This is a genomic window from Dietzia aurantiaca (assembly GCF_021033825.1).
Lineage (GTDB): Bacteria > Actinomycetota > Actinomycetes > Mycobacteriales > Mycobacteriaceae > Dietzia > Dietzia aurantiaca.
Window position 1 is genome coordinate 42,601 of record NZ_JAIFXZ010000004.1, and the last position, 24,402, is coordinate 67,002.

Below are 24,402 nucleotides of genomic sequence, written 5' to 3' on the forward strand. Positions count from 1 at the left end.
GGATCACACGGTAGGGGCAGCAACCCCGTGCGTCCACGAAGCGCGTGGGCGTGTCGTGTCGACCGGCGCGTGAAGGGGCCGTCCGGCCGGCTAGCGGGAGGTCGGCAGCGCCGGATTGGAGACGTTCCAGGTCTCGCCGGGCTGCTCGAGCACCATCTGCAGGGCGATCGCCTTCTCCTGGTCGCGGCCCGCCGCGCCCCATTCGACGATCCGGCCGTCCCCGAGGGTGAGGACGATCGAGGCCGGGGTGTCCACCTCGACCTCGGTGAGCTCCTGTCCGGCCGTACCCCGGACCGCGTCGAACACGGTCGCCAGGTCCCGCACGATCCCCGGCAGGTTGCTCTGCGCGTCCTCGCCCACGGTCAGCAGCGGCGTTCCCGGCGGCGCCTCCCCCTCACCGAAGTCGATGCCCTGGGCGTCCACGAGATGCTGTGCGCCGTCGACGTCCACCACGACCAGGGCGGTCCGCTCGACCAGCTCGATCCGTAGGGCCGACGGGTAGTCGCGCGTCACCGTCACCTGGTCGACCCGGGGGATCCCCGCGACCCGGCGGGCCACCGCGTGGGTGTCCACCTGTAGCAGCGGGGTGCCGGGGGCCACCGCGGCACGCTCCACGACGACCTCCGCGGGGATGGTCTGCGGTCCGTTGACGTTGACCTCGCGCACCGCGAACACCGGGAGGAAGTACATGGCGATGTACGCGATGAGGACGACGACCAGGGCCACGCCGAGCCCGATGTAGATGCGGTTGGTCCGGCGACGTCGACGCCGCAACCTGGCGCGGACGGCCGGATCGGAGTGCCGGACACGCTCGTCGGACTCGCGAACGGCGGCCGCATCCCGGTGGCGGTCGGGGTCGTCGGTCAGCGGGCCCTCCCGTCCGGGATCAGGCCGGTCGACGGGGTCGTCGGTCACCGTCCGGCCCTCCTCACGACCCCTGCCCGGCGCCGGCGACGAGGCGCGGGCCGAGCGTGGTGATGTCGCCGGCGCCGAGCGTGAACACCACATCGTCCGGGGCCAGCAGGCCGGTGACGGTGGACAGGGCCTCGTCGAGGTCGGCGGCCCTGTGCACGGGCGCGGTGACGTGACGGGTGATGAGCCCCGCGTCGACGCCGGGCTCGGGCTGCTCCCGGGCGCCGTAGACCTCGAGCACGACCACCTCGTCCGCCAGCGACAGCGCCAGGCCGAACTCCTCCGCGAAGATCCGCGTCCGCGAGTACAGGTGGGGCTGGAACACGGCCACGAGGCGTCCGCCGTCGGCCTCGACGATCTCGCGTGCCGCGCCGAGAACCGCGGTCACCTCGGTGGGATGGTGCGCGTAGTCGTCGAAGACGCGCGCCCGGCCGCCGGCCACCCGCGCCTCGCCCTTGGGCTCGAACCGGCGCCCCACTCCCCCGAACCCGGACAGCCCCGCCAGGAAGCCCTCGAGGTCGAATCGGTCGTGGCCCGTCACCTCACGTGCGGCCAGCAGTGCGGCGAGTGCGTTGAGCGCCATGTGCTCGCCCGGCGTACCCACGTGCAGTTCGCCCCGGGCCCCACCGTCGAGGGTGAGCCCGGCGCGGGCGCCGGTCGAGTCGACCGTGACCGTGTCGAGCGCGGCGGCGACGGGGAGGCCGGTGTCCGGGCCGGTGGTGGTGCGGTACCCCAGCACGCGCACGCCGGCCGCGGCGGCGCGGCGGGCGCGCTCGGCCGCGCCCTCGTCGTCGAGGCACACCACGAGCGCACCTGACGCGGGGATGCGGGCGAGGAAGGTGTCGAACACCTCGAAGTAGGCCTCGGCTGTCCCGAAGTGGTCGAGGTGGTCCGGTTCGGCGTTGGTGAGGATCACCACGTCGGGGTCGTAGTGCACCAACGAACCGTCGGACTCGTCGGCCTCGGCGACGAACACCGGGTCCGCGCCGCCCCGGGCGTTGGTACCGAACTGAAGTACCGTCCCGCCCACGGCGAAGGACGGATCCGATCCGGCCGCGGCCATCCCCGCGATGAGCATCGAGGTGGTGGAGGTCTTGCCGTGGGTCCCACACACCATGATCGACCGGACAGAGCGCGCCAGCTGCCCGAGCACCTGGGAGCGGGTCACCACGGGGATGCCGGCCTCACGGGCCGCGACGAGTTCGGGGTTGTCCGCGGGGATCGCGGCCTTGGAGACCACCACGATCTCGGGGGCCTGCCCCAGCGCGCCGAGCGCCTCGCCGTGGTGGCCGACGCGGACCACCGCGCCGCGATGCTCGAGCGCGCGCAGCTCGACCGAGTCTCGCGCATCGCTGCCCGACACCGCCACTCCGTGATCGAGCAGGATGCGGGCGACGGCGGACATGCCGGCGCCGCCGATCCCGATCATGTGCACGCGGTTCAGGACCACGGGCACCGCGGCGTGGGTGGCGGGGGCATCGGTCACCGGGCGGCCTTTCCGGCGGCGTCGAGCGCGGCCCGGGCCACGACCTCCGCCGCGTTTCGGGAGCCGCCGCTGACGGCGGCCACGGACATCGCGTCGAGCCGGTCGCGGTCGAGCAAGAGCGGCAACACCGTCGACCGCAGGTAGTCGGGGCTCAGGTCGGCGTCGTCGACCATCAGGGAGCCGCCGCCGGCGACGAGGTCCCGCGCATTGAGCGCCTGCTCGCCGTTGCCGTGGGGCAGCGGGACGAACACGGCGGGCAGCCCGACGGCCGAGACCTCGGCCACGGTGATCGCGCCGGAGCGGCACAGGATGAGGTCGGCGGCGGCGTACGCGAGATCCATGCGGTCCAGGTACGGCACCGTCACGTACGGCGCGCCGGCTCCGGTCACGGTCGGTGCGTCGTCGACGTTCTTCGGGCCCACCGCGTGGAGCACGCCGACGCCGGCGGCGGCGAACTCCTCCGCGACCGCGGACATCGCCGTGTTCAGCGAGCGGGCGCCCTGGGAACCGCCGACCACCAGCAGGGTCGGTGCGTCCGGGTCGAGGCCGAACGCCCGACGCGCCTCGTCGCGCAGCTCCCGACGGTCGAGGTTCGCGACCGACTGTCTGACGGGATTGCCGACCACCAGGGCATCGAGCCCCGAGTCGGTCACGGCCGTGAGCGTCGCCTCGGCGTACCGGGCGCCGAGCTTGTTGGCGATCCCGGCACGGGCGTTGGCCTCGTGCACGACGATCGGCACCCGCCGACCGCGGCCGGCGAGCGGTCCGGCGGCGAGGTAGACCGGCACGCAGGCGTAGCCGCCGAATCCCACCACGACGTCGGCCCCGGTCCGGCGCAACATCGCGCGCGCGCCGCGGACGGCCCTGAAGAGCCGTCCGGGCAGCCGGAACAGGTCGCCGTTGACGCGCCGCGGGAGCGGGACCGGGTCCACGAGTTCGAGGGGGACGCCGCGCTGCGGGACGATCTCGGTCTCCAACCCGCGTGGGGTGCCGACCGCGGTGACACGGGCGGTGGGGTCCAGGACGGTGACGGCCTCGCCCACCGCGAGGGCGGGTTCGATGTGACCGGCGGTCCCGCCGCCGACCACCAGGACCGAGGGCCCGCGTGTCGTACTCGTACTCATCGCTCCCTACCGCGGTGGATCGGACTTGGTCTGGGGGTCCCCGGGGTCGGCCGGGCGCCGGGGTCGGTGGCACGTCGCGGCTGGCGACGCTCCTCTTCGCGACCGCGCACGGGGCGCGCGTTGCGGCCGGTCATGGCGGTCGCGCCGCGCCGACGGTCGCGGGCGGCGTCGCCGGGGATCGGCATCGTCTCGTACACCGGGGCCCGCGGCGCGCCGCGGGGTGGCCTGGGCACCGGAGCCGGCTCCGCCACGCGACGGCCGCCCCCACTCCTACGCGGCGTCGGACCGCCGGGGCCGGAGGCCGGCCGGCGGGTCACCGGCTCGCCGTAGCGGCGGGCGCCCTCGCTGGAACGACCGGGGGCCGCCGAGGCGGGCACCGGACGCTCAGGGGTGTAGGGCTGCGGGTCGGGAAGAGAGAATCGACGACGACGGCGACGCTGCGGCGACGAGAGGATCGCGGAGATCGCCTCGGGCTCGTGCCGTGCACAGTTGGCCAGCAGACCGAGTGAGGTCAGGGTGACCACCGCCGAGGTGCCGCCGTTGGAGATGAGCGGCAACTGCAGGCCGGTCACGGGCAGCAGGCCCACCACGTAGCCGATGTTGATGAACGCCTGCAGGACGATCGTCGCCGTGATGGTGCCCGCGAGCAGCCGACGGAACGGGTCGACCGACCGCATCGCGATCCGCAGGCCGGCCCAGCCGAGCGTGAGGTACAGGGAGACCACGACCGCCGCGCCGAACCAGCCGAGTTCCTCGCCGATGATCGCGAAGATGAAGTCGTTCGTCGCCTCGGGCAGGTAGAACCACTTCGCACTGGACTGTCCCAGCCCCACGCCGAACAGACCGCCGTCGGCGAGGGAGAGCATTCCCTGATACGACTGGTAGGCCGCGCCCTGGGGGTTGGAGAAGTCGCCCCGGAGGGTGTCGATGTAGGTGCGGATCCGCTCGAAGCGGTAGGCGAACGCCACCGCGAGGACGCCGAAAAGGGCGGTGCCGAACGCGATCACCAGGACGAAATGGCGCGTGGGGTAACCCGCGAACCACAGGATGCACAGGAACGCGATGGTCACCGCGGTCGCCATGCCCAGGTCGGGGGCGACGACGACGAGGCCCGCCACCACGAGGAAGCCGACCACCGCAGGGAACAGCAGGTCCAGCCAGTACCCCGTCCGGATGCGCTTGGCGACCACCGAGGATGCCCAGATGATGAACGCGAACTTGGCGATCTCGGCGGGCTGGATGGAGAAGAACCCGAGGTTGATCCAGCCGCGAGAACCATTGATCTCGGAACCGATGCCCGGGATGAGGACCGCCACGAGCAGGCCGATCGAGACCAGCAGCATCGGCGTCCCCAACCTGCGTAACAGGTCGAAGCGCATCCGCAGCGCCGCCGCGAACCCGATCACGCCGAGACCGACGAACATGGCCTGGCGCAGGAAGATGTCGAACGGGGTGCCGCCGCCGGAGAAGGCGAGCACGTTCGAGCTGGACAGCACCATGCCGAGCCCGATCACGGTGAGCAATGCCGTGACCACCATGACCACGTGGTACGACGTCAGCGGGGCACGGTTGATCGCCACCAGCGGCGCGGCGATGCGGCCGAGCAGATCAGGACGGGTCTCCCGGTCACCGCTGTCGCCGGTGGGCCTGTCGGCGGCGCGGTCGGCGTCGGTGCCGGGGCGTCGCCCACGGCGAGCGGGGTTCTCCAGTGCCATGCCCTACCTCCCGGCCACGCGGCCCACGGCGAGGACGAAGCTGCGCCCGCGGTGGCCGTAGTCGGTGAACATGTCCATCGACGCGGCTGCGGGGGCGAGCAACACCGTGTCGCCACCTGTGGCCATCCGTGCGGCCTCCGCGACCGCGCGGTCCATCGTCTGCTGCGGCTCGTCGGGAACCGCCGCTACGCCATCGTCCCCTGATTCCAGCTGCACGACGGGCACGTCGGGCGCGTGTCGGGCCAATGCCTCCGCGATCCGGCCGCGATCACGGCCGATCAGCACGACACCGCGCAGCACGGGCGCGACCTCGGCCACGAGCGGATCCACGTCGGCGCCCTTGAGCAGGCCACCGGCGATCCACACCCGCCGCCCGCCCGCGAGCAGCGACGTGCGCGCCGCGTGGGGGTTGGTGGCCTTCGAGTCGTCCACGTAGTGCACGCCGTCGATCGTCTCGACCGGCGCCGCGCGGTGGGCCCCCACCTCGAACGCATGCAGGGCCGCGGCGACGTGCTCCGGACGCGCCCCCACGGACAGTGCCACCGCCGAGGCGGCGAGCGCGTCGAGGACGCCCGCGGGGCCCGCCGGGGACACGTCGGCGGCCGGTAGCAGCGGGACGGGATCGACGGTCTCGTCGTCGTCACCCCGGTGTGTTCCGAGACATGCGGTGAGGGTCCCGTCCGTCACGCCCAGTTCGCCCGGCGCCGGTGCGCCCAGGCGCACCCCGATGTGCGTGCCCGCAGGGGCGTCGGCGAGCAGGCGTGCGGCGATCTCGTCGTCGGCACCGGCGACCGCCACGCGACCGGTGAGGACCTGCGCCTTGGCCGCGGCGTAGGCCGCCATCGATCCGTGCCAGTCCAGATGGTCCTCGGCCACGTTGAGCACCACGCCCACGTCCGGGCGGCAACTCGGCGCCCAGTGGAGTTGGAAGCTCGACAGCTCGGCGGCGAGCACGTCCACCCGCGGTTCGGCGAGCAGCACGTCGGTCACCGGCAGACCGATGTTCCCGCACGCGCGGACGGCCATCCCGGCCTCGAGGCAGATCGCCTCGAGCATCGCGGTGGTGGTGGTCTTGCCGTTGGTGCCGGTCACGGCGAGCCACGTGCGGCGCGGGCCGAACAGCTCGGCGGCGTCGGCACGCCACGCCAACTCCACGTCTCCCCACACCGGCACCCCCGACCCGGCGGCGGCGACCAACAACGGAGAGTCCGGACGCCACCCCGGGCTGGTCACGACCAGCTCCACGGGGCTACGCCCGTCGCCGGCGGCGAGCAGCCCGGCGGCACGGTCGAGGTCGACCCCCGCGCACGTCACGCCCTCGGGCAGTGCCGCGCGCAGGCGCTCGATCGCCTCGGGCCGTGAATCGGCGACCACCGGCTCGGCACCCAGGGCGTCGAGGATCCGCACCGCACCGGGGCCGGACACGCCGGCGCCCAGCACCAGCACCCGGGCACCGGTCAGCGCACGCACATCGATCTCGGCCACGGCCGTCATCTCCCCTACACCCCTCACACCGACGCCGCGAGCCAGTCGCCGTAGAACAGTGCGATCGCCAGACCACACGAGATCGCGACCAGGAGCCAGAACCGGATGGTCACCGTGGTCTCGGCCCATCCGCCGTTCTCGAAGTGGTGGTGGATGGGGGTCATGCGGAACGGTCGGCGCCCCGTGGTCCGGAACGCGATCACCTGGATGAGGACCGAGACGAACTCGATGACGAACACCGCGCCCACCACGACCATGAGCAGCTCGGTGCGCGAGACCACCGAGACGCCGGCGACGATGCCACCGAGGAACATCGACCCGGTGTCGCCCATGAAGATCTTGGCCGGGGCCGCGTTCCACCACAGGAAGCCGAGGCAGGCGCCGAGCGCCGCCGAACACACCACGGCGATGTCGAGGGGGTCACGGACCTGGTAACAGCCCGACAGGTCCACGCCCTCCGCGGTGGAGAAGCAGGAGTAGCGGAACTGCCAGAAACTGAACACGACGTAGGTGCCCATGACCATGGCCATCGAGCCCGCCGCCAGACCGTCCAGCCCGTCGGTGAAGTTGACCGCGTTGGACCAGCCGTAGACGAGGACGACGATGAAGACCAGGAACACGACGAACGGGAACGACACCGCGACGAAGTCCCGCACATAGCTCAGCGACTGGCTGGCCGGGGTGACCCCGTCGGCGTTGCGGAACTGCAGCACGAGGATGCCGAACGCGACCGCGGCGAGGACCTGACCCACCGTCTTGGACAGGATGCCCAGACCCTTGTTCTGACGCTTGAACACCTTGAGGCCGTCGTCGATCATCCCGACGACGGCCAGCGCGGTGGCCAGACCGAGGATCAGCAGTCCGGAGGCGGTGAAGCCGCCGCCACCCACCGTCACCTGGCCGACGATGCCGGCCACGATGTACCCGAGCCACACCGCGGTCAGGATCGCGAGACCGCCCATGTTCGGCGTCCCGCGCTTGCTCATGTGGGACTTCGGGCCCTCGAGCCGGATCTCCTGGCCGTACCCGTGGCGGCGGAAGTAGATGATGAGCAGCGGAGTGAGGAAGATGCTCACGACGAACGCCACGACGCCGGCGACCATGATCTGTGTCACTGCTGGTTCTCCTCACCACGCGCCGCGAGCACGTGCTCGGCGACACCCCACAAACCGACGGCCGACGAGGCCTTGACCAACACGATGTCCCCCGGGGCCAGGCGTTCGTCCAGGATCGCCGATGCCTCCTCGGCGGTGGCGACGTGGTCCGCCTCCGAACCCCACGAGCCCTCCTGCACCGCGCCCTGGAACATCGCCCGCTGCGGGCGGCCGTGACCGACGACGACGAGCTGGGACACGTCGAGCCGGACCAGGAACCGGCCCACCAGATCGTGCTCGATCACCGAGTCGTCGCCGAGTTCCGCCATCTCGCCCAGAACGGCCCAGGTGCGGCGGTGGCCGCCCCCCGAGCGGGCCATCACGGCCAGGGACTTCAGCGCGGCCCGCATCGAGTCGGGGTTCGCGTTGTACGAATCGTTGATGACCGTGACGCCGTCCGGGGTCACCCGGACGTCCATCCGGCGTTCCGAGGCTGCCTCGGCGGTCCCGAGTGCGGCGGCGACCCGGTCGACACCCATCCCGCAGGCCAGGCCGACGGCGGCCGCGGACAGCGCGTTGCCGACCTGGTGTTCGCCGTGCACCCGGAGTGCGACGTCGGCCTCACCATCCGGGGTGATCAGCCGGAAGGACGCGCGCGCCTCGTCGTCGAGGGACACCCGCTCGGCGCGCACGTCCGCCGACGACCCGAGGCCCACCCGGACGACGTCCGCCGACGTGCGGGAGGCCATCGCGGAGACACGCTCGTCGTCGTCGTTCAGTACGGCGACACCACCGTCGGCGGCGGACGGGAGCGCCTCGACGAGCTCCCCCTTGGTCGCCGCGATGACGTCGCGCGAGCCGAACTCGCCCAGGTGGGCCGTTCCCACGTTGAGCACGACCCCCACCCGCGGCGGGGCGATGGCCGCGAGCTCGGTGATGTTGCCCGGGGCCCGGGCGCTGAGCTCGAGGACGAGGAAGTCGGTCGACTCGTCCGCACGCAGAGCGGTCCAGGGGTGGCCGATCTCGTTGTTGAACGAGCCGGGCGGGGCGATGACGGTGCCCGCCGCCGTGAGCACGGCCCCGATGAGGTCCTTGGTGCTGGTCTTGCCGGACGAGCCGGTCACCCCGACCACGGTGAGGCCGTGCTCGGCGACCAGGCGCTCGACGCTGGCGCGGGCCAGCGAACCGAGTGCCGCCAGCACCGCCGCCCCGGAGCCGTCGGTGTCGGCGGCCAGCGCCATGGCGTTGGTCTCACGCCGATCGACCTGCGGCACCACGATCTGTGGGCCCCCCGCACCGTCGACCTCTCTGGCCACCAGCGCCGCGGCCGCCCCCGATCGCAGGGCGCGCGCGACGAAATCGTGGCCATCGACCCGCTCGCCGGGAAGGGCCAGGAACAGCCCGCCCTCCGCGACGCGCCGGGAGTCGAACTCGACGGTTCCGGTGACGGCAGTGGACGGGTCACCTCCGACCAATCGACCACCGACGATCTCGGTGATCTCACCGAGGGTGAGGTCGATCATGACGTGCTGTCCTCCGTCTCGCCCTCATGGGCGGTGTATCCAAGGCGTCTGACGAGTTCTTCCGCCGCCCGGGCGCGGTCGTCGAACGGGTACACGGTCCCGTTGACCTCCTGGCCCGTCTCGTGGCCCTTGCCGGCGATCACCACGATGTCTCCCGTGCGGGCCCAGTCGATCGCCGTCCCGATTGCGGCGCCGCGATCACCGATCTCGCGGACCAGCGTGTGTTCCCCGGCGGCGGATTCGGCGCCCGCCCGGACGGCGGCCCGGATCGACGCCGGATCCTCAGTGCGCGGATTGTCGTCGGTGACCACCACGAGGTCGGCGATGTCCGCTGCCGCCGCGCCCATCAGCTCGCGCTTTCCGGCGTCGCGGTCGCCTCCCGCACCGAGCACGACGGCAATCCGCCCCGTGGCCTGGGCGCGAACGGACGTGAGGACGGCAGCCACCGCTCCGGGCTTGTGGGCATAGTCCACCAGAACGCGGAAGTCCTGCCCGCGAACGACCGGCTCGAGGCGGCCGGGGACCCGCACCTGCGTCAGCCCGACCGCCGCGGTCCGCACGTCGACACCGAGCGCGTCGACGATCGCGAGCGCGACCAGTGCGTTGGCCACGTTGAACCGCCCGAGGATCGGGAGCTCCACCTCCGTGGTGAACCCGCCCGGTCCGTGGACGGTGAACGTCTGGGTGCCGTACTCGGTGGTGACGGACTCCCCGGCCGTCCAGTCCGCGTCCGCCCCCGGCTCGGCCGAGACCGTGACGGCGTCCGGGCGCATCTCCTTGAGACGCCGGCCCCAGTCGTCGTCGATCACCACGACCGCCTTCACGGCGGGCGCGACGGCGGAGCCGGGGTCCGCGGCGGCGTCGAAAAGTCGGCACTTGGCCCGGAAATAGTCCTCCATATCCGGGTGGAAGTCGAGGTGGTCCTGCGAGAGGTTGAGGAACGCGCCGACCTCGAATCGGGTCCCGTCGACGCGGCCGAGCCGCAGCGCGTGGCTCGAGACCTCGGCGGCCACCGCGCGGGCCCCCTCGGCGCGCATCCGGGAGAGCAGTGCCTGGAACTCCGGCGCCTCCGGGGTGGTGAGGCGGCTCGGGAGCACCCGGTCGGCCACCCGGCTGCCGGTGGTCCCGATGAGTCCGGCGACGGCCCCGCTGCCCAGCAGCGCGGCCTCCACGAGATAGGACGTCGTGGTCTTGCCGGAGGTGCCGGTGATCCCCACGACGTCGAGCTCCGCCGACGGATCCCCGGCCACCAGGGCGGAGGCGGCGCCCAGCACCGAGCGGGGCTCGGGGTGGACGAGAACCGGCAACTGCCCCGCCACGGCCGACAGGATCGCGATGCCCTCCGGGTCGGTCAGGATCGCGGAGGCCCCCGCCTCGATGGCGGTGGCACCGAACGAGGCGCCATGGACCCGTGCGCCGGGCAGTGCCGCGAACAGGATTCCGGGCCCCGCATCCTGGGCGCGGATGGTGGCGCCGACCAGGTCGACGTCGGCACCGGCCCTGTCGCCGAGTACCGCGGCATCCACCGCGTCGGCCAACTGTGCGGCTGTGATCATCGCCTGTTCTCGCCTTGCCTTCCTTGCTCGCGCCCTCCCGTGAACTCGCTACACGCTACCCTGCCGCGCTGCGGTCACTGCGCCTGTAGGATCAGTTCGCGGGCGGGCGCGGACGGCGGGATGTTGTCCCTGTTGACCAGCCACGAGGCGATGTCGTGGAACAACGGTGCGGCGGAGGCGCCGAGCACGCCACGTTGTGGCGCGTCGAGCATGATCGCGATCACATACTCGGGGTCATCGGCCGGCAGGATCCCCGCGAAGGTGATCCAGTACCGCGAGTTGGAGTAGCAGGAGCACCCGGGATCGATCTGCTGGGCGGTTCCGGTCTTGCCACTGATCTGGTAGCCGGCAAGAGCGGCCTGCGGGCCCGTGCCGGCCTGTGCGCCGGGGCCCGATTGAACGACCGCGCGGAACATGTCCCGCACGGTGCGGGCCGTCTCCTCGCTCACCACCCGAACCCCCTCGGGGCGCTCGGTCTGCACAGCGGCGCCGTCAGGGCCGACCTGCTCTGCCACGATCCGGGGCGGGACCCGCACGCCGTCGTTGGCGATGGCCTGGTAGATCCCTGCCATCTGCAGGGTGGTCATGGACAGGCCCTGACCGATCGGGAGGTTGGCGAACGTGCCGCCCTGCCAGTTCTGCAGGTCCGGCACGAGCCCCTCGGACTCACCGGCGAGCGCGATCCCCGTCCGTTGGCCGAGCCCGAACTTCTCCAGGTACTCGGAGAACGGCTGCTTGCCCACCCGCTGGGCGAGCATCAGGGTGCCGACGTTGGAGGACTTACCGAAGATCCCGGTGGTTGTATACGGGGTCGGCCCGTGCTCCCACGCGTCGGCGACCGTGACACCCTCCATACTGATGCTGCCGTCGACGGAGTGGACCTCGTCGGGGTCGGTCAGGCCGGCCTCGATCGCCGCGGCGGCGGTGATGATCTTCTGGACCGAGCCGGGCTCGAACGGCGAGGTGATCGCCGGGTTGCCGAGGTCGGCCCCGCGTTCGAGTTCCGCCCCGATCCCCACGGCCGGGTTGAAGGTGTTGTCGTTGGCCATCGCCCGGACCTCCCCGGTGTGGGCATCCAGGACGACGGCGGAGGCGTTCTCGGCGCCGGACGAGTCCTTGGCGGACTGGATGGCCTTCTGCACGTGCCACTGGAGGTCCGCGTCGAGGGTGAGTCGGACGGTGTCGCCGTCCCGGGGTTCGGCGACGTTGCGCAGCGTGCCCGGGATGACCGTGTTGTCCTGGGCCCGGTCGAACGTCTGGCGCCCGTCCTCGCCGTCGAGGGCGTCGTTGAAATACGCCTCGATCCCCTGTAGTCCGATGAGCTTGCCCTCGTCGCTCTTCGTCGTGGCACCCACGACGTTGGCACCGAGCGAGCCGCCCGGGTACTCACGGATGTCCACGCGCTCGGCGCCGATCATCGGGAACTTCTTGGTGATCTCGTTGGCCTGCGTGACGTCAACATTGCGGGCCAGGTAGGTGAAGCCGCCGCCCGAGTCGAGCTTGGCCTCGATCTCGTCCCGGTCGACGGAGTCGCCGAGGACCTTCTCGAACTCGTCGGCGATGTCGTCGACCAGCTCGTCCCAGCCGGGCTTGGTGCTGTCGAGCTTGCGCCGCTCCTCGGCGTTGGCCTCTTCCACCTTCGGCTGGATGGACAGATCGCGTGCCTCGCGGGTGAACGCGATCGGGTCGCCGCTGACATCCACGATCGATCCGCGGGTGGCGGGCAGCACCTGGTGCACCTGCCGCTGGCTCTCCGCGCGGGCGGCCAGCTCCGTGCCGCCGATCGTCTGCACCCACAGCAACTTGACCAGGGCGACCACCATGATGATGGCGAACAGCGTCCGCATGAACGTGAACCGCCCGTCCGTGGAGGCGGTGGTGCGGATCCGTCCGGACCGGTTCGGTGGCCGCCCGTTTCCCGGCGGCACGCCGCGCGGGGCGCCTGAGGGGCCCCGCCGGCCCGTTCCCGGGGTGCGTCGGTCGGTCATCGAGAGGCCTTTCGGGTTCTGACGGTCAGAAGGGCTGTCCGGGCACGGGGGCCAGGGTGGCGAGCTCGCCACCGGTCGGCGCGGGCGCGGGAGCATCCGGTTGTGGCGCGGGATCCGCCGGTGCGGCGGGGGCCTGCGGGACGCGGTCGGCCACGGGTGCCGGTGCCGCGAGCGGCGCCGGCGGGCCGGACATCGGCGGGTACGGGACGGGCGAGACCCCTCGGGGTGCACGGTCCTGGGGGGCCTGGGCGGGTGGTGCGTCGAACCCGTCGCGGTCCGACGACTTCGGCGGATCGGACGCTACCGGAGCAGGCTGGAGCGGCTTGATCGGCGCGCCGAGCTTCGCCTCGGGCTCGCCGACGATCTGGATGACCCCGTCCGACCCCCTGGTGAGTATCGGCGCGCTCGCGACGCCGACCATGCCGAGCTTCTCTGCGCGTTGCGCGAGAACCTCCGCCGACCGGGCACGCTCGTTGGAGGCCTGGAGCGACTCCATCCGTTCGACCAGTTCGACGTTGGCGTCACGAGCGTTCTTGAGGTCGTAGGTATCCTGGGTGGTCTGCGCGGACAGGAGGAGGGTGCCTCCGACGCCGGCCCCGATGACGAGGAGGAGGACGACGACGAAGGGCACTCTCGCGGCGAGTTCAGCTGCGCTGAGGCGTTCAGCGGGGACGACGACCGTGCGTCGACCGCGGACCGAGCGGGTGACCGGCTTGCGCCGCAGACCGACTGCCCGCCTCGCCGGTGCGGGCCCGTCGAGCTCAGGTCCAGCGGGTGCCGGAGCCGCGGTCCGGGTATCGGCTCCGGCCGTGTCGATGGTGCTCGTCATGGGATTCTCCCGTCGATTCGCCGGACGCATCGCACTCGGACCGAGGCCGAACGCGGGTTGTGATCGATTTCCGTCGGTGACGCCTTCTCCGCTCCACGGGTGACGGCTGCGAACTCCGGCCCGTGGCCCGGCAGCTCGACCGGCAGGCCCGCCGGGGTCCGGGACGCGGTCCGCGTGGACAGTTCGCGCTTGACGATCTTGTCCTCCAGCGAGTGGTAGGCCATGAACACGGCACGGCCGCCCCCGCGGAGGAGGTCGAGATACCCGGGGACGGCGTTCTCCACCGCCTCCAGCTCCGCGTTGACCTCGATCCGCAGCGCCTGGAAGACGCGCTTGCCCGGGTGTCCGCCGGTCCTACGCGCACCCTGCGGGATGGTGTCGTAGAGCAACTCCACGAGCTCGGAACTTGTGCGTAGAGGATCAGTGTCGCGACGGCGGACGATCGCGGCGGCAATCTGACGTGCGAAGCGCTCTTCGCCGTAGACGCGGAAGATCCGCGCCAGGTCGTCACGCGGATAATCGGCCAGGATGTCGGCCGCGGTGGGCCCCGTGGTGGGATCCATCCTCATGTCGAGCGGCGCATCGACGGAGTATGCGAAGCCGCGGTCCGCCACGTCGAGCTGCATCGATGAGACCCCGAAGTCCAGTAGGATGCCGTCGATCGCCGGGCCGGCGTCATCCCTGGAATCTGCCGGGAGTGCGGCCACCACTGAGTCGAAGTCGTCAAAACGAGCGTGCACCGGTGTGAACCGGTCACGGAAGGCGGTGAGCCGGCGGGTGGCCATCTCGAGCGCGGCCGGGTCGCGGTCGACCCCGAGCACCCGAAGGGTCTCGAACTCCGCGAGGAGGTGGGAGGTGTGTCCGCCGAGCCCGAGCGTGCCGTCCACTATCACCGGACGGCGGCCTTCGGTTGTAGCGGTCGCGACGACGGGGCGGAAGAGTTCGATTGTCCGCTCGAGGAAGACGGGAACATGCCCTGAGCGAGCGTCGTCGCGGTCGGCATCGGGCTCTGTCGCCATCTCGCCTCCTCGCATCCGGAATGGGTGTGCGCTCCGGTTGTGGTGGAGCCCCCTGGTCCCCGTCCGGTACCCACCTGGCGTTGGGGAAGTACGTCAGGGTGGTGCCGGGCAGGGGCCGGGGGGCTCCGTCCGTCGTGCGGTCGTTCCTCTTCTCGCGCCCTCTCCCCCGGATCAGAATTCGATCCCGAGAGAGGTGCCCTCCATCTCGGAGAACACGGGCAGGTTCTCTTCGCTGTAGCGGTCCCACGCGTCGGCGTCCCAGACCTCGAGACGCTCCCCGAGACCGTTGACGACGCAGTCTTTTCCAAGACCCGCGTACTTCCGCTGACTCGTCGGGATGGAGATCCGCCCCTGCGAGTCCAACTGCTGGACTTCCGCGCCGCTCACCAGGAGCCGGAAGAACGCCATGTGCCTCTCACTGAGGTTGGCGGTCGGCCGGACCTTTCTGACCAATGCGTCGAACTCGTCTTCCGGGAAGACCGACAGCGTGTTGGTGAACCACCCACACACGACCACCCCGTCCGCCAGACCAGGCCTGAATCTGGCGGGGATCGTCAGCCGCCCCTTGTCGTCGAGTTTGGGACGGTGGGTCCCGTACCCGACAAAGGCTCGTTCGCGTCCGGAGTCGACGGGATCGGTGTCGGTCACCCGCCACCTCCTGGGGTTCAGGCCCTTCGATCTCCTTGCGTGCCCCACTGTACCCCACAATGCCCCACAAACAAGGCCTGAGCCCCACTTCGCCCCACCGGCGGCCATAACAGCAGGTCGTGCGTGTGGTTTTCTCTTAGATCCTCAGCGGCGCCCCGCCGCGACCACAGGAGTTATTGCCACGATCGCAGCTTGGAAGTGACGAATGAGACTGAAGCGATCAAGAGCGGCCGTTGGGGCAGCAACGGTGGGAGGAAGTGGGGAGACGGGGCGGGCACACTGGAACCCCAGGTCAGAGCTCTCTCGGTTACCCGTAGCCCCGGTCGACCCAAGCAGGCGTGCTTTAGCGCACCACGGGTGCCGTCATCCGACCCGGCTGGCGACTGCCAGGGCCCAATCCGCCAGCCGACTCCGCCTGCGAGGTGCGGTCACAACTGCGCGACCACTCCTCCCGATACCGCGATGACCTGCGGAACCAGACGAGAACACGCACGCGTGATGCGCCACCACTGTTCGCTTGCAGCACGTGCGTCGTGATGTGAAGTGATGCGGGTATCCGTCCGGTGGGCCACGGTGGGGGCGGCCACCACCCGGGGACGGGCTCCGCCCGGTGGCGATAAGTGGGGCGATCCCCGGCGGTGTGGGGACGCGTGGGGCGCCAGCCTCTGCTGCGAACCGGGAGCGGCGTCCTCCTACGCCGCCACGACCAGTAGTGGGGTTCGGCAACAGAAAGGAGGGGTGAGCGCGACTGCGCTCACCCCTCCTTGGAAGATATTCGGACGACTAGGGGCCCTGCTCGAAACGACGGCGGAAACGGTCCTCCATGCGAGTGGAGTACGACCGGCCGTCCCCCCCGCCGGAGGACGAAGCCCGGCCGCCACCCGGCATGCGGGGGCCGCCCGACTTCTTCGGACCGGCGGCGGCCGGGCCCGGCCTGGAACGAAGCGCGAGAACGCCAGCGGCGAACATCACGAGAAAACCGACGAGGCTGAGGACCGGGAACCCTCCCGGCTTGAAATCGAGTGCCAGACCGCCGATGAGGAGGGCCACACCGAGGATGCCGAGTCCCACGACGAGTCCGGTGGGACGACGAACGCCGGTCGCGCCGGTCTTGCGAACGGACGACGCGAACTTCGGGTCGTCGGCGTAGAGCGCGCTCTCAATCTCCTTGAGCATGCGCTGCTCGTGCTCGGACAGGGGCACTTCGACCTCCTTCATGTGCTCGCGTAGACGAGCGCGGCCGGCTAAGTCGGTACATACCGACCGGTTCTGGAATCAGCCGGTCAAGGCTGCCCTCCATCATACGAGGGCAACGCCGTGCTGACCACTGGGATTCCCAGGGAGCGCGGGAAACCCCCCGGCCGGAGCACTCGACCGATCAGGCAGCAGGACCGAGAACCCCCAGCCGCTGGTCCACCAGATCGAGAAAGCGGCCGACCGCCCACAGGAAGTCATCGGCCATCTGGGGCTGCACAGTCCGCGGTAGTCCGTCCTCGACGGCGGCCGCCAGCGACGAGTACCCCCCGAACGCGGCCGCCCACTCACTCATCTCCGGCACTTCGACGGCGAGCCTGTGCCAGACGTCGGACGGGCCACGCTTCCTCGCACCGGGGACGAGTAGCGCGCCTGCGGCAGAGCGTGCGGCGCGGTACGACTCGAGGAACCGGTCCTCGGGAGTCACGGCGGATATCGCCCGGCCACGATGCGACTCGGCTCGTTCGGCCCTCCCCAGAGACACCCGGGCGCAGCCTCCGCCGGCAACCCTCAATCCGGTGACCTTCTCCATGCCCACTGCACCACCCATCTCCGCCGACTCTCCGCGTCTGTCCGCACGCTATCGCCGGGGTACGACACAACCCGGGGCGCGCGACGCACGCTCGTGGTGAGATGGAGCGGATGGATACGGTGATCACCCGGCTCGACGCGGCCGACTTCAGAGATCGACTTCCCGAGGCGCTCGGGGTATACGTCGACGCGATGGGCTACCCACCCCAGGTGATCCGCTCGCGGGCAGCGGCGTGGTTGGAGCACAGCCGCCGCGACGGCTGGTCCGGCGTGGCCGCGTTCGAAACCCCCAGTCGTCGGCTGCTCGGGCCGTCGCGGGGACCGCTGATCGCCATCTGCTACGGCTACCGTGGCGCCCCGGGTCAATGGTGGTACGAGCAGGTCTCGCGGGGTCTCCGGGAGCGGGACGGCTCGCTGCCGGAGGACTACGTGGAACTGACCGAGCTTCACGTCGCGCCGTCCTACCAGGGCAAAGGCATCGGCACGGCCCTGCTACGAGAGTTCCTCTCCGACCGCCCCGAGAGCACCGTTCTGCTGTCGACCCCCGAGGTCGAGAAGGAGAGCAACGGGGCCTGGAGACTGTACCGCTCACTGGGTTTCCGTGACGTTCTGAGGTCATACCGCTTCGACGGCGACGCCCGGCCGTTCGCGGTGCTCTCCCGCCCCCTCCCTCTGCCCGAGCAGGAGGACTGAGTTGTCCACCGGTCATGACGTGGTGGTGATCGGGTCCGGCCACAACGGACTGGTCTGCGCCGCCTACCTCGCCGCTGCCGGACTCGATGTCCACGTGGTGGAGAAGGACACCGTGATCGGCGGCGCGACGTCGACCGTCGAGCGCTACCCGGGCCATCTCACCGATCGCGGCTCCTCGGCGCATCTGATGATCCGCCACACGAGCATCCCCGAGGAGCTCGATCTGGCCTCGCACGGCCTGCACTACGTCGACTGCGATCCCTGGGGCTTCGCGCCGGCGCCGCCCGGGACCGACGAACCGCCGATCGTCTTCCACCGCGACCTCGACGCGACCTGCGCGAGCATCGCCGAAGCCTGCGGAACGGCTGACGCACAGGCGTACCGCGCGTTCGTCCGTCGTTGGGAGGTGCTGGCCGGGCGGATGATGAAGGGCTTCGCGGTGCGACCGAGTGCTGCGGGCCTGGGTTCGGCCTTCCTCGGAGTGGAGGACTTCCGGGATCCCTTCGGGGCTGTCCAGACGTTCCTGTCGTCGGGGGACGCGCTCCTCGACGCCACGTTCACCTCGGAGCGGCTGAAGGCCGCTCTCTCGTGGTTCGGGGCGCAGTCCGGTCCCCCGATGTCGCATCCGGCCACGGCTCCGATGATCGGGTTCGCCGCGCTGATGCACACGATCCCGCCGGGCCGCGCGATCGGTGGCTCCGGAGCCCTCGCCGATGCCCTCGCCTCGGTCATCCGCACGCATGGCGGCGCCATCACCGCCGGCGCCGGCGCAACGGCGATCCGCCGGTCCGGACGCGGATGGCGCGTGGAGACCGAGGGTGGCCCCACACTCTCCTGCTCGGCCGTCGTGTCGGCCTGCCATGTCCACACCACGCTCGGCCTCCTCACTGACGTGCTCCCGACTTCGACGCTGGACACCTGGCGGAGGCGGATCCGCCCCGGGTTCGGGCTGGGAATGGTCGTCCGGCTCGGCACTACCGACCTGCCGCGTTACCCCGGCGTGCCCGTCGAATCGAGCGCTCACGGCCTCCAGTTCCTGGTGACGGATCGCCGCCACCTGGATCGTCGCCACGGTGTCGCCGCGGCCGGCGGGCTGGATGCGGACCCCGCCGTCCTCGCGATGAGTTTCAGCTCGCTTGACCCGTCACTCGCCCCCGAGGGCCGACACGAACTCACGTTGTGGTCGCAGTGGCATCCCCGCCACCTCGCGGACGGCCGGTCCTGGGCGGCGGCCGGTCCGGACGAAGCCGACCGGATCATCGCGGCTGCGGACCGGTTCGCGCCCGGGCTGGCCGACTCGGTCGTCCACCGTCACGTCCAGACCCCCGAGGATCTCGAACGCGAACTGGGCTTGATCGGCGGAAACGTGATGCACGTCGAGATGTCGCTGGATCAGATGTTGCCCATGCGGCCCCATCCGGACCTGCGCGGCTACGCGGTTCCGGGGGCAGACGGCGTCTTCCTGGCGGGTGCATCGACCCATCCCGGTGGCGGCGTCATCGGGACCAGCGGCCGGACGGTCGCACGGCTTGTCGGTCGGCGACTCGGCACGTCGACACGCCGCCGCCGCGGGGCACGGGCAGAATGACGGACGTGACCGAACCTCATCCGACCGCTACCGCACACGCCACCGGTGGACGTAGCTCCCTGGCCCGGCGGCTGACCGGTGTCACGGCACTGGTCACGATGCTGTTCGTTCTCACCGGATGCCTCCAGCTCAACGCGCAGATGAGCGTCCGGAAGGACGACACGGTCTCCGGCCGGATACTCATCGCCGCCGATCAGCCCGCGCAGGCCGCCGCACTGGAGCGACTGGGCACGCCGTCCGGACTCGAGCAGAAGGTCCGGATCACCCCGTACTCGGCGGACGGCTTCACCGGCAGGGAGATCTACTTCACCCAGTTGACCTTCGCCGAGATGGACACCCTCTCGCTCGCGGTGGACATCGAAGGGGCGCGTCCCTACTCCATGAGCTTCCGCCGCAGCGGTGACACCGTGTCGTTCAGCGGCTCCGTGGACCTGTCGGGGCTTCCCGCCGATCGTGCGGAGTCGGCCACCACACGGGTCGATCTGACCTTCCCCAACCGCATCAGCGAGACGAACGGGACGATCGGGACCGGAAACTCCGTCAGTTGGACGCCGGCGCCGGGGTCCATCACACGGATGCAGGCGTCGTCCTCCTACCCGGACCCCGCCGCGCGCGGATTCGCCGTGTGGATGATCGTCGGCATAGGCGCGGCGCTTCTGGTGTCGATCGGCACGGTGCTCGCCGCCCGCACCTCGAGGGCTCGTTCGGACCGGCTGTCGCGCTGACCGCTGCCTACGCGATGACCACAGCGCCGCGCCGTTCCGACCGGCGCGGCGCTCCGGCGAATGCGGGTGTCGGGGGTCAGGCGGTGCCGATCGAGGCCCCTGCCGCGGGCACCATCGACAGGTTGGCCAGGACCTCGTGCGTGGCCCGCGAGAAGTTCAGGGTGTTGAAGTGCAGACAGGGCACGCCTTCGGCGATCAGGCGCTCGCAGAGCCGCGTCGCGAACCCGATCCCGACCTCGCGCACTGCGGCCCGGTTCTCCTCGGGGCCGTCACCGGCCGCGAGCCGGAGCTGCTCTGCCAGGCCGGTCGGCAGTTCGCAGCCGGACAACTCCACCATGCGGCGCACCACCCGGAGGCTCGTGACCGGCATCAGCCCGGGGATGATCGGCTTGGCCCCCTGCTCCGGGTCCGCCTCGACGACACGATCACGCAGCCGCAGGTAGTCGTCGACATCCCAGAACATCTGGGTGATCGAATACTCCGCCCCGGCGCGCAACTTGCCGACCAGCACCTCCGTGTCGTGGTGCAGGTCGCGGGCGCGGTAATGCCCTTCCGGGAACGACGCCACGCCCACATGGAAATCGCCCACCTCGTGGATGAGACGGACCAGCTCCTCCGCGTAATGCAGCCCCTCGGGGTGCGCGGCCCACTCGCCGAGCGGGTCCCCGGGCGGGTCCCCCCGGAGGGCGAGAATGTTCGAGACCCCGACCTCGCCGTACACGCGGACCATCTCGCGCAACTCGTCGACGGTGTGTCCGACGGCGGTGAGGTGCGCGATGGGCACGATGTCGGTCTCGCGGACGATGCGCTCCACCACTCGAACCGTGCGATCGCGTGTCGAGCCACCGGCGCCGTAGGTGACGGAGGCGAACGCCGCCCCGAGCTCGGAGAACACGGAGGCGGCACGCCAGAGTCGCTCCTCCGCCGCTTCATCGCGCGGCGGGTAGAACTCCACGGAGAACGGAACCCTGGGGGTGGTGGACGCGGCGATGCGCTCCACGATGCACGGGTGCCGGCCGCCGTCCGTCGGGTCGAAGTCGGGGAGCTGGGTCACCGGACCAGCGTAGCCCGACACGTGCCCGGGACTGCTTCCGCCCGGGGACTAGGATTGACGACGACGAGGGCGACCGGACCGGACGCCCGGAAGGGATGGTGCCCGTTGGCCCCGACGACTCGCCCCGACGACGGAGAACGCGTCCTCACAGCGCTCCGCCGGCATCTCGACGGGCGGCGCGAGGTCGTGGCCGGTGTGGATGACCGGGTGGACCGCCTGGCCGGCCTCCTGTCGGATTTCGTGACCGACGGCGGCAAGCGGATGCGTCCGCGGTTCGCGCTTGCCGGATGGACCGCGGCCACCCCCGACGGAGCAGCAGTCCCCGACGAGGTCGTGACCGCGTGCGCCGCCCTCGAACTCATCCAGGCATGCGCGCTGGTGCACGACGACATCGTCGACGCCTCCGACACCCGCCGCGGTCGGCCCACCGTCCACCGCACCGCCGAAGCGCTGCACCGCGATTCCGGATGGGACGGCGATGCCGAGCGTTACGGGATCTCCCAGGCGATCCTCATCGGCGATCTGGCCCTGACCTGGGCGGACGAGATGTTCGTGACCTCGGGCGTCAGCCCCGGGGCGCTGTCCCGGGCGCTCGTTCCCTGGTACGCGATGAAGACCGAGGTCCTGTCCGGGCAGATGCTCGACGTCCTCGCCGAGGCCTCCGGCGCCACCGACGAGGTCACCCCCGCCCGCGTCAATCGGTTCAAGACCGCCGCGTACACCGTTGAACGCCCGCTACACATCGGAGCCGAGCTGGCCGGCGCCGGGCCGGAGACGATCGCGGCGCTCCGCGAGTTCGGCGTGGCCGTGGGCCAGGCGTTCCAACTCCGGGATGACATGCTCGGCGTCTTCGGCGACCCGGAGGTCACCGGTAAGCCGTCGGGCGATGACCTCCGCGAGGGCAAGCGCACTCTCCTGCTGGCCCGTGCCACCACCCTCTCCGCCAACGACGACGCGGACTTCCTCCTCGGTGTGCTCGGGACCGAGATAGACGCAACCCGGCTGGACCGGGCCCGCCGCATCCTCGTGGATTCCGGTGCGGTGGCCTCCGTCGAGGCCGAGATCGACACGCTGACCACCCGTGCACTACACGCCGTCGACACCGCCGCGATCACCGACCAGGGCCGGGAGAATCTGCGAGACCTGGCCGCGGCCGCCACCCGCCGGCAGGCGTGACCGTGCCCCCGGCCAACGAACCCGACCCGGTGAACGGGACCTCGGCGCGGGCGTTGTCGTCGTCGTCATCCGAGTCGGCGGGCACGACATCGACGGGCACGGCACCGTCGGCCACGAGGTCGGGATCCCGCCTCGCCGGACTCGCGGTCGCGACCTCCCGCTCGGCGCGTGCCGCGTTCGCCGGTCCCTCGGGCCCCGCCCTGTGGCGCGGCGTCGTGGGATCGGTCGTCCTCACCATCGCCGGCTTCGGCGTGGGCGCCGTCCCCGTCGACGGCGGGCCCGCCGTCGCGCTGGGACTGCCCGGCCTGACCTTCGGCCACGGCGCGACCCTCGCGATGGTCCTCTGCTGGCTGGGTGTGGCGCTGCTGGTCACCTCCTGGCTCGCGCTCGGACCACGCGCGGTGGCCGGGCGCCTGCCCGTCCGGGACGGCGCGTGGGCCACGGCGCTGTGGTCGCTACCCATGCTCCCCGCGATCCCGCTGTTCAGCCGCGACGCGTGGTCCTACCTCGCGCAGGGCGCCATGACCGGCGCCGGAGTGGACCCCTACGAGTTCGGTCCCGAAGCCAACCCCGGCCCTTTCACCACCGAGGTCAGTCCCGACTGGCAATCCACCCCCACGCCCTACGGCCCTCTACACCTGTCGCTGATGCGCATCGTCGTGGCGATGTCCGGTGGGCACCCGGCTGTCGGCATCCTGATTCTCCGGGTACTCGTCCTGGCCTTCGTCGCCGCGATGCTCGTGCTCATCGTGGCCGTCGCCCGCCGCATCGGCGTCAACGCCGGTGCGGCAGTATGGATGGCGGGAGCCTCGCCGCTGACCGTGATCCACCTGTCCGGCGGGCTCCACAACGAGGTCTTCCCCCTCGTCGCGTGCCTCGGCGCGGTCGTCCTCACCCTCGATCGGCGTTATGCCTGGGCCGGGGTGGCGGTGGGGTTGGCGGTGGCGTTCAAGGCCACTGCGGTGATCGTCGCCCCGTTCCTGCTGTGGATCGCCCTCGACGGTCGCCGCACCTCCCCGGCGCCGGGGAGGCCGGGCCGGCCGGGCATGCGCCCGCTCGCCGGCGCGATCACCGACACGGCACTCGCGGCGGCGGTGGCCGCCATCGTCTTCGTACTGGCGACCATCGCCTCCGGCACCGGGTTCGGATGGGTGAACGCGATCTCGGTCTCCGACCGCGTCATCAACTACCTCAGTGCCCCCACCGCGGTGGCGCACCTCGTCCACGCGCTACCCGGCACCCCCGGGTTCGCCGACATCCTCGCAGTCTCCCGCGATGCCGGACGGGTCGTCCTGGCCCTGACCCTGATCGCGATCTGGTGGGTCAGCCGCCGCGACACCCGCTCGGCGCTACGCGGCATCCTCGTGGGATTGCTGGCGTTCGTGGTCCTGAACTCGCTGGCCTGGCCCTGGTACCACGTCTGGGTGACGGCGTTCTGGTTCCTCGGCCGCCCCGGGCCGCGGGCGACCACAGCGGCCGTGGGCGCCACGGTATTCCTCCTCATGGCGATCGGCCCCAACGGCTCGACGAGTCTCTACAGCCCCGCCATCGCCGGGGCCGCGATCGCCGCGTCCGCCGCCGCCTGCTGGTGGTGGTGGCGCGCAACGGCCGACAGTAGAAGTCCCGACCTCAGAACGCCATCGCCTGAGCGCGCCTCATGACCTCACGCGCCGCGTGACCGTGCAGGGCGTCAGCCGGCCGGCCCGGAAGTGACTCGTCCTCCTCGAACAGCCACTGCAGGATCTCGGTATCGCCGAATCCCCCGTCTCTGAGGACCGCCACGAGACCGGGGAGGAAGCGCACCACCTGGTCGTCGTCGAAAAAGACCTCCGGCACCACCACGACGCCCGCGCGACGGACTGCGATCAGCGCCCCTTCGCGAAGCAGGTCGTGCACCCGGGTGACCGGGATTCCCAACCTCTCGGACACGTCGGGCAGGTTGACGGTCTCGACGTCGGCGGACAAGACGTCGTCACAGTGCGGAACTTTACTCACGCTCACC

General features: G+C 71.1%; 21 protein-coding genes. 5 read left to right on the forward strand and 16 right to left on the reverse strand.

Annotated elements, in window-relative coordinates:
* Positions 1-90: 90 nt before the first annotated feature.
* The 14 genes from K3888_RS06515 to K3888_RS06580 form a co-directional block, all read right to left on the reverse strand.
* Positions 91-915: a cell division protein FtsQ/DivIB gene (locus K3888_RS06515; protein ID WP_230929445.1), complete on the reverse strand. Its 825-nt coding sequence runs from the start codon at positions 913-915 to the stop codon at positions 91-93.
* Between the two features lie 13 nt (positions 916-928).
* Entirely contained in the window at positions 929-2,341 is a 1,413-nt protein-coding gene (murC, locus tag K3888_RS06520) for a UDP-N-acetylmuramate--L-alanine ligase (protein ID WP_230929597.1), read from the reverse strand.
* Between the two features lie 53 nt (positions 2,342-2,394).
* Positions 2,395-3,522 carry an undecaprenyldiphospho-muramoylpentapeptide beta-N-acetylglucosaminyltransferase gene (gene murG, locus K3888_RS06525; RefSeq protein WP_230929446.1) on the reverse strand — a complete coding sequence of 376 codons (1,128 nt, stop codon included), beginning with the start codon at positions 3,520-3,522 and terminating at the stop codon, positions 2,395-2,397.
* Positions 3,519-5,237: a putative lipid II flippase FtsW gene (gene ftsW, locus K3888_RS06530; protein ID WP_230929447.1), complete on the reverse strand. Its 1,719-nt coding sequence runs from the start codon at positions 5,235-5,237 to the stop codon at positions 3,519-3,521. The genes murG and ftsW overlap by 4 nt, the downstream gene beginning before the upstream one ends.
* A gap of 3 nt (positions 5,238-5,240) precedes the next feature.
* Complete coding sequence (gene murD, locus K3888_RS06535) at positions 5,241-6,731, reverse strand: UDP-N-acetylmuramoyl-L-alanine--D-glutamate ligase (protein WP_230929448.1); 1,491 nt, start codon at positions 6,729-6,731, stop codon at positions 5,241-5,243.
* A gap of 14 nt (positions 6,732-6,745) precedes the next feature.
* Positions 6,746-7,837 carry a phospho-N-acetylmuramoyl-pentapeptide-transferase gene (gene mraY, locus K3888_RS06540; protein WP_230929449.1) on the reverse strand — a complete coding sequence of 364 codons (1,092 nt, stop codon included), beginning with the start codon at positions 7,835-7,837 and terminating at the stop codon, positions 6,746-6,748.
* A complete protein-coding gene (locus tag K3888_RS06545) occupies positions 7,834-9,339 on the reverse strand; it encodes a UDP-N-acetylmuramoyl-tripeptide--D-alanyl-D-alanine ligase (RefSeq protein WP_230929450.1) in 1,506 nt (501 codons plus the stop codon). Before K3888_RS06545 ends, mraY begins: the two co-directional genes overlap by 4 nt.
* On the reverse strand, positions 9,336-10,895 hold the full coding sequence (locus K3888_RS06550) for a UDP-N-acetylmuramoyl-L-alanyl-D-glutamate--2,6-diaminopimelate ligase (protein ID WP_230929451.1): 1,560 nt from the start codon (positions 10,893-10,895) through the stop codon (positions 9,336-9,338). The genes K3888_RS06545 and K3888_RS06550 overlap by 4 nt, the downstream gene beginning before the upstream one ends.
* Before the next feature lie 74 nt (positions 10,896-10,969).
* Complete coding sequence (locus K3888_RS06555; RefSeq protein WP_230929452.1) at positions 10,970-12,883, reverse strand: peptidoglycan D,D-transpeptidase FtsI family protein; 1,914 nt, start codon at positions 12,881-12,883, stop codon at positions 10,970-10,972.
* A 25-nt stretch (positions 12,884-12,908) separates the two neighbouring features.
* Positions 12,909-13,712: a cell division protein FtsL gene (ftsL, locus tag K3888_RS06560; RefSeq protein ID WP_230929453.1), complete on the reverse strand. Its 804-nt coding sequence runs from the start codon at positions 13,710-13,712 to the stop codon at positions 12,909-12,911.
* Positions 13,709-14,731 (reverse strand): 16S rRNA (cytosine(1402)-N(4))-methyltransferase RsmH, encoded by a 1,023-nt coding sequence (gene rsmH, locus K3888_RS06565; protein WP_230929454.1) that lies wholly within the window; start codon positions 14,729-14,731, stop codon positions 13,709-13,711. The genes ftsL and rsmH overlap by 4 nt, the downstream gene beginning before the upstream one ends.
* 171 nt (positions 14,732-14,902) lie before the next feature.
* A complete protein-coding gene (locus K3888_RS06570) occupies positions 14,903-15,379 on the reverse strand; it encodes a division/cell wall cluster transcriptional repressor MraZ (RefSeq protein WP_230929455.1) in 477 nt (158 codons plus the stop codon).
* Between the two features lie 783 nt (positions 15,380-16,162).
* Positions 16,163-16,582: an SCO2097 family morphological protein gene (locus K3888_RS06575; protein ID WP_230929598.1), complete on the reverse strand. Its 420-nt coding sequence runs from the start codon at positions 16,580-16,582 to the stop codon at positions 16,163-16,165.
* Positions 16,583-16,757: 175 nt separating this feature from the next.
* Positions 16,758-17,183 (reverse strand): SAV_6107 family HEPN domain-containing protein, encoded by a 426-nt coding sequence (locus K3888_RS06580; RefSeq protein WP_230929456.1) that lies wholly within the window; start codon positions 17,181-17,183, stop codon positions 16,758-16,760.
* A gap of 92 nt (positions 17,184-17,275) precedes the next feature.
* Here K3888_RS06580 and K3888_RS06585 point away from each other — a divergent pair, with 92 nt between their 5' ends.
* The 3 genes from K3888_RS06585 to K3888_RS06595 are packed head-to-tail and all read left to right on the forward strand — an operon-like array spanning position 17,276 to position 20,170.
* Positions 17,276-17,857: a GNAT family N-acetyltransferase gene (locus K3888_RS06585; protein ID WP_230929457.1), complete on the forward strand. Its 582-nt coding sequence runs from the start codon at positions 17,276-17,278 to the stop codon at positions 17,855-17,857.
* Position 17,858: 1 nt separating this feature from the next.
* Positions 17,859-19,445: a phytoene desaturase family protein gene (locus K3888_RS06590; protein WP_230929458.1), complete on the forward strand. Its 1,587-nt coding sequence runs from the start codon at positions 17,859-17,861 to the stop codon at positions 19,443-19,445.
* The gene (locus K3888_RS06595) at positions 19,442-20,170 is read left to right on the forward strand and encodes an LppM family (lipo)protein (protein WP_230929459.1); all 729 of its coding nucleotides are present in this window, start codon (positions 19,442-19,444) and stop codon (positions 20,168-20,170) included. The genes K3888_RS06590 and K3888_RS06595 overlap by 4 nt, the downstream gene beginning before the upstream one ends.
* Before the next feature lie 76 nt (positions 20,171-20,246).
* On the opposite strand, the gene metF is transcribed toward K3888_RS06595, so the two are convergent.
* Positions 20,247-21,224, reverse strand: coding sequence for a methylenetetrahydrofolate reductase [NAD(P)H] (metF, locus tag K3888_RS06600; protein ID WP_372459538.1), 978 nt, complete (start codon positions 21,222-21,224; stop codon positions 20,247-20,249).
* A 105-nt stretch (positions 21,225-21,329) separates the two neighbouring features.
* Here metF and K3888_RS06605 point away from each other — a divergent pair, with 105 nt between their 5' ends.
* Both K3888_RS06605 and mptB read left to right on the forward strand, forming a co-directional pair.
* Complete coding sequence (locus K3888_RS06605; RefSeq protein ID WP_230929460.1) at positions 21,330-22,400, forward strand: polyprenyl synthetase family protein; 1,071 nt, start codon at positions 21,330-21,332, stop codon at positions 22,398-22,400.
* A 2-nt stretch (positions 22,401-22,402) separates the two neighbouring features.
* Complete coding sequence (gene mptB / locus K3888_RS06610) at positions 22,403-24,061, forward strand: polyprenol phosphomannose-dependent alpha 1,6 mannosyltransferase MptB (protein WP_230929461.1); 1,659 nt, start codon at positions 22,403-22,405, stop codon at positions 24,059-24,061.
* Here mptB and K3888_RS06615 read toward each other — a convergent pair.
* Positions 24,030-24,395: an Rv2175c family DNA-binding protein gene (locus tag K3888_RS06615; RefSeq protein ID WP_230929462.1), complete on the reverse strand. Its 366-nt coding sequence runs from the start codon at positions 24,393-24,395 to the stop codon at positions 24,030-24,032. The genes mptB and K3888_RS06615 overlap by 32 nt on opposite strands.
* Between the last annotated feature and the right edge of the window lie 7 nt (positions 24,396-24,402).

Excerpts from the sequence above, each read along its gene's own strand:
- murG (WP_230929446.1), bottom strand. The coding sequence starts at position 3,522 with ATGAGTACGAGTACGACACGCGGGCCCTCGGTCCTGGTGGTCGGCGGC.
- murC (WP_230929597.1), bottom strand. The coding sequence starts at position 2,341 with ATGATCGGGATCGGCGGCGCCGGCATGTCCGCCGTCGCCCGCATCCTG.
- murD (WP_230929448.1), bottom strand. The coding sequence starts at position 6,731 with ATGACGGCCGTGGCCGAGATCGATGTGCGTGCGCTGACCGGTGCCCGG.
- ftsW (WP_230929447.1), bottom strand. The coding sequence starts at position 5,237 with ATGGCACTGGAGAACCCCGCTCGCCGTGGGCGACGCCCCGGCACCGAC.
- K3888_RS06545 (WP_230929450.1), bottom strand. The coding sequence starts at position 9,339 with ATGATCGACCTCACCCTCGGTGAGATCACCGAGATCGTCGGTGGTCGA.
- K3888_RS06595 (WP_230929459.1), top strand. The coding sequence starts at position 19,442 with ATGACGGACGTGACCGAACCTCATCCGACCGCTACCGCACACGCCACC.
- K3888_RS06580 (WP_230929456.1), bottom strand. The coding sequence starts at position 17,183 with ATGGGTGGTGCAGTGGGCATGGAGAAGGTCACCGGATTGAGGGTTGCC.
- K3888_RS06555 (WP_230929452.1), bottom strand. The coding sequence starts at position 12,883 with ATGACCGACCGACGCACCCCGGGAACGGGCCGGCGGGGCCCCTCAGGC.
- rsmH (WP_230929454.1), bottom strand. The coding sequence starts at position 14,731 with ATGGCGACAGAGCCCGATGCCGACCGCGACGACGCTCGCTCAGGGCAT.
- K3888_RS06585 (WP_230929457.1), top strand. The coding sequence starts at position 17,276 with ATGGATACGGTGATCACCCGGCTCGACGCGGCCGACTTCAGAGATCGA.
- ftsL (WP_230929453.1), bottom strand. The coding sequence starts at position 13,712 with ATGACGAGCACCATCGACACGGCCGGAGCCGATACCCGGACCGCGGCT.
- K3888_RS06550 (WP_230929451.1), bottom strand. The coding sequence starts at position 10,895 with ATGATCACAGCCGCACAGTTGGCCGACGCGGTGGATGCCGCGGTACTC.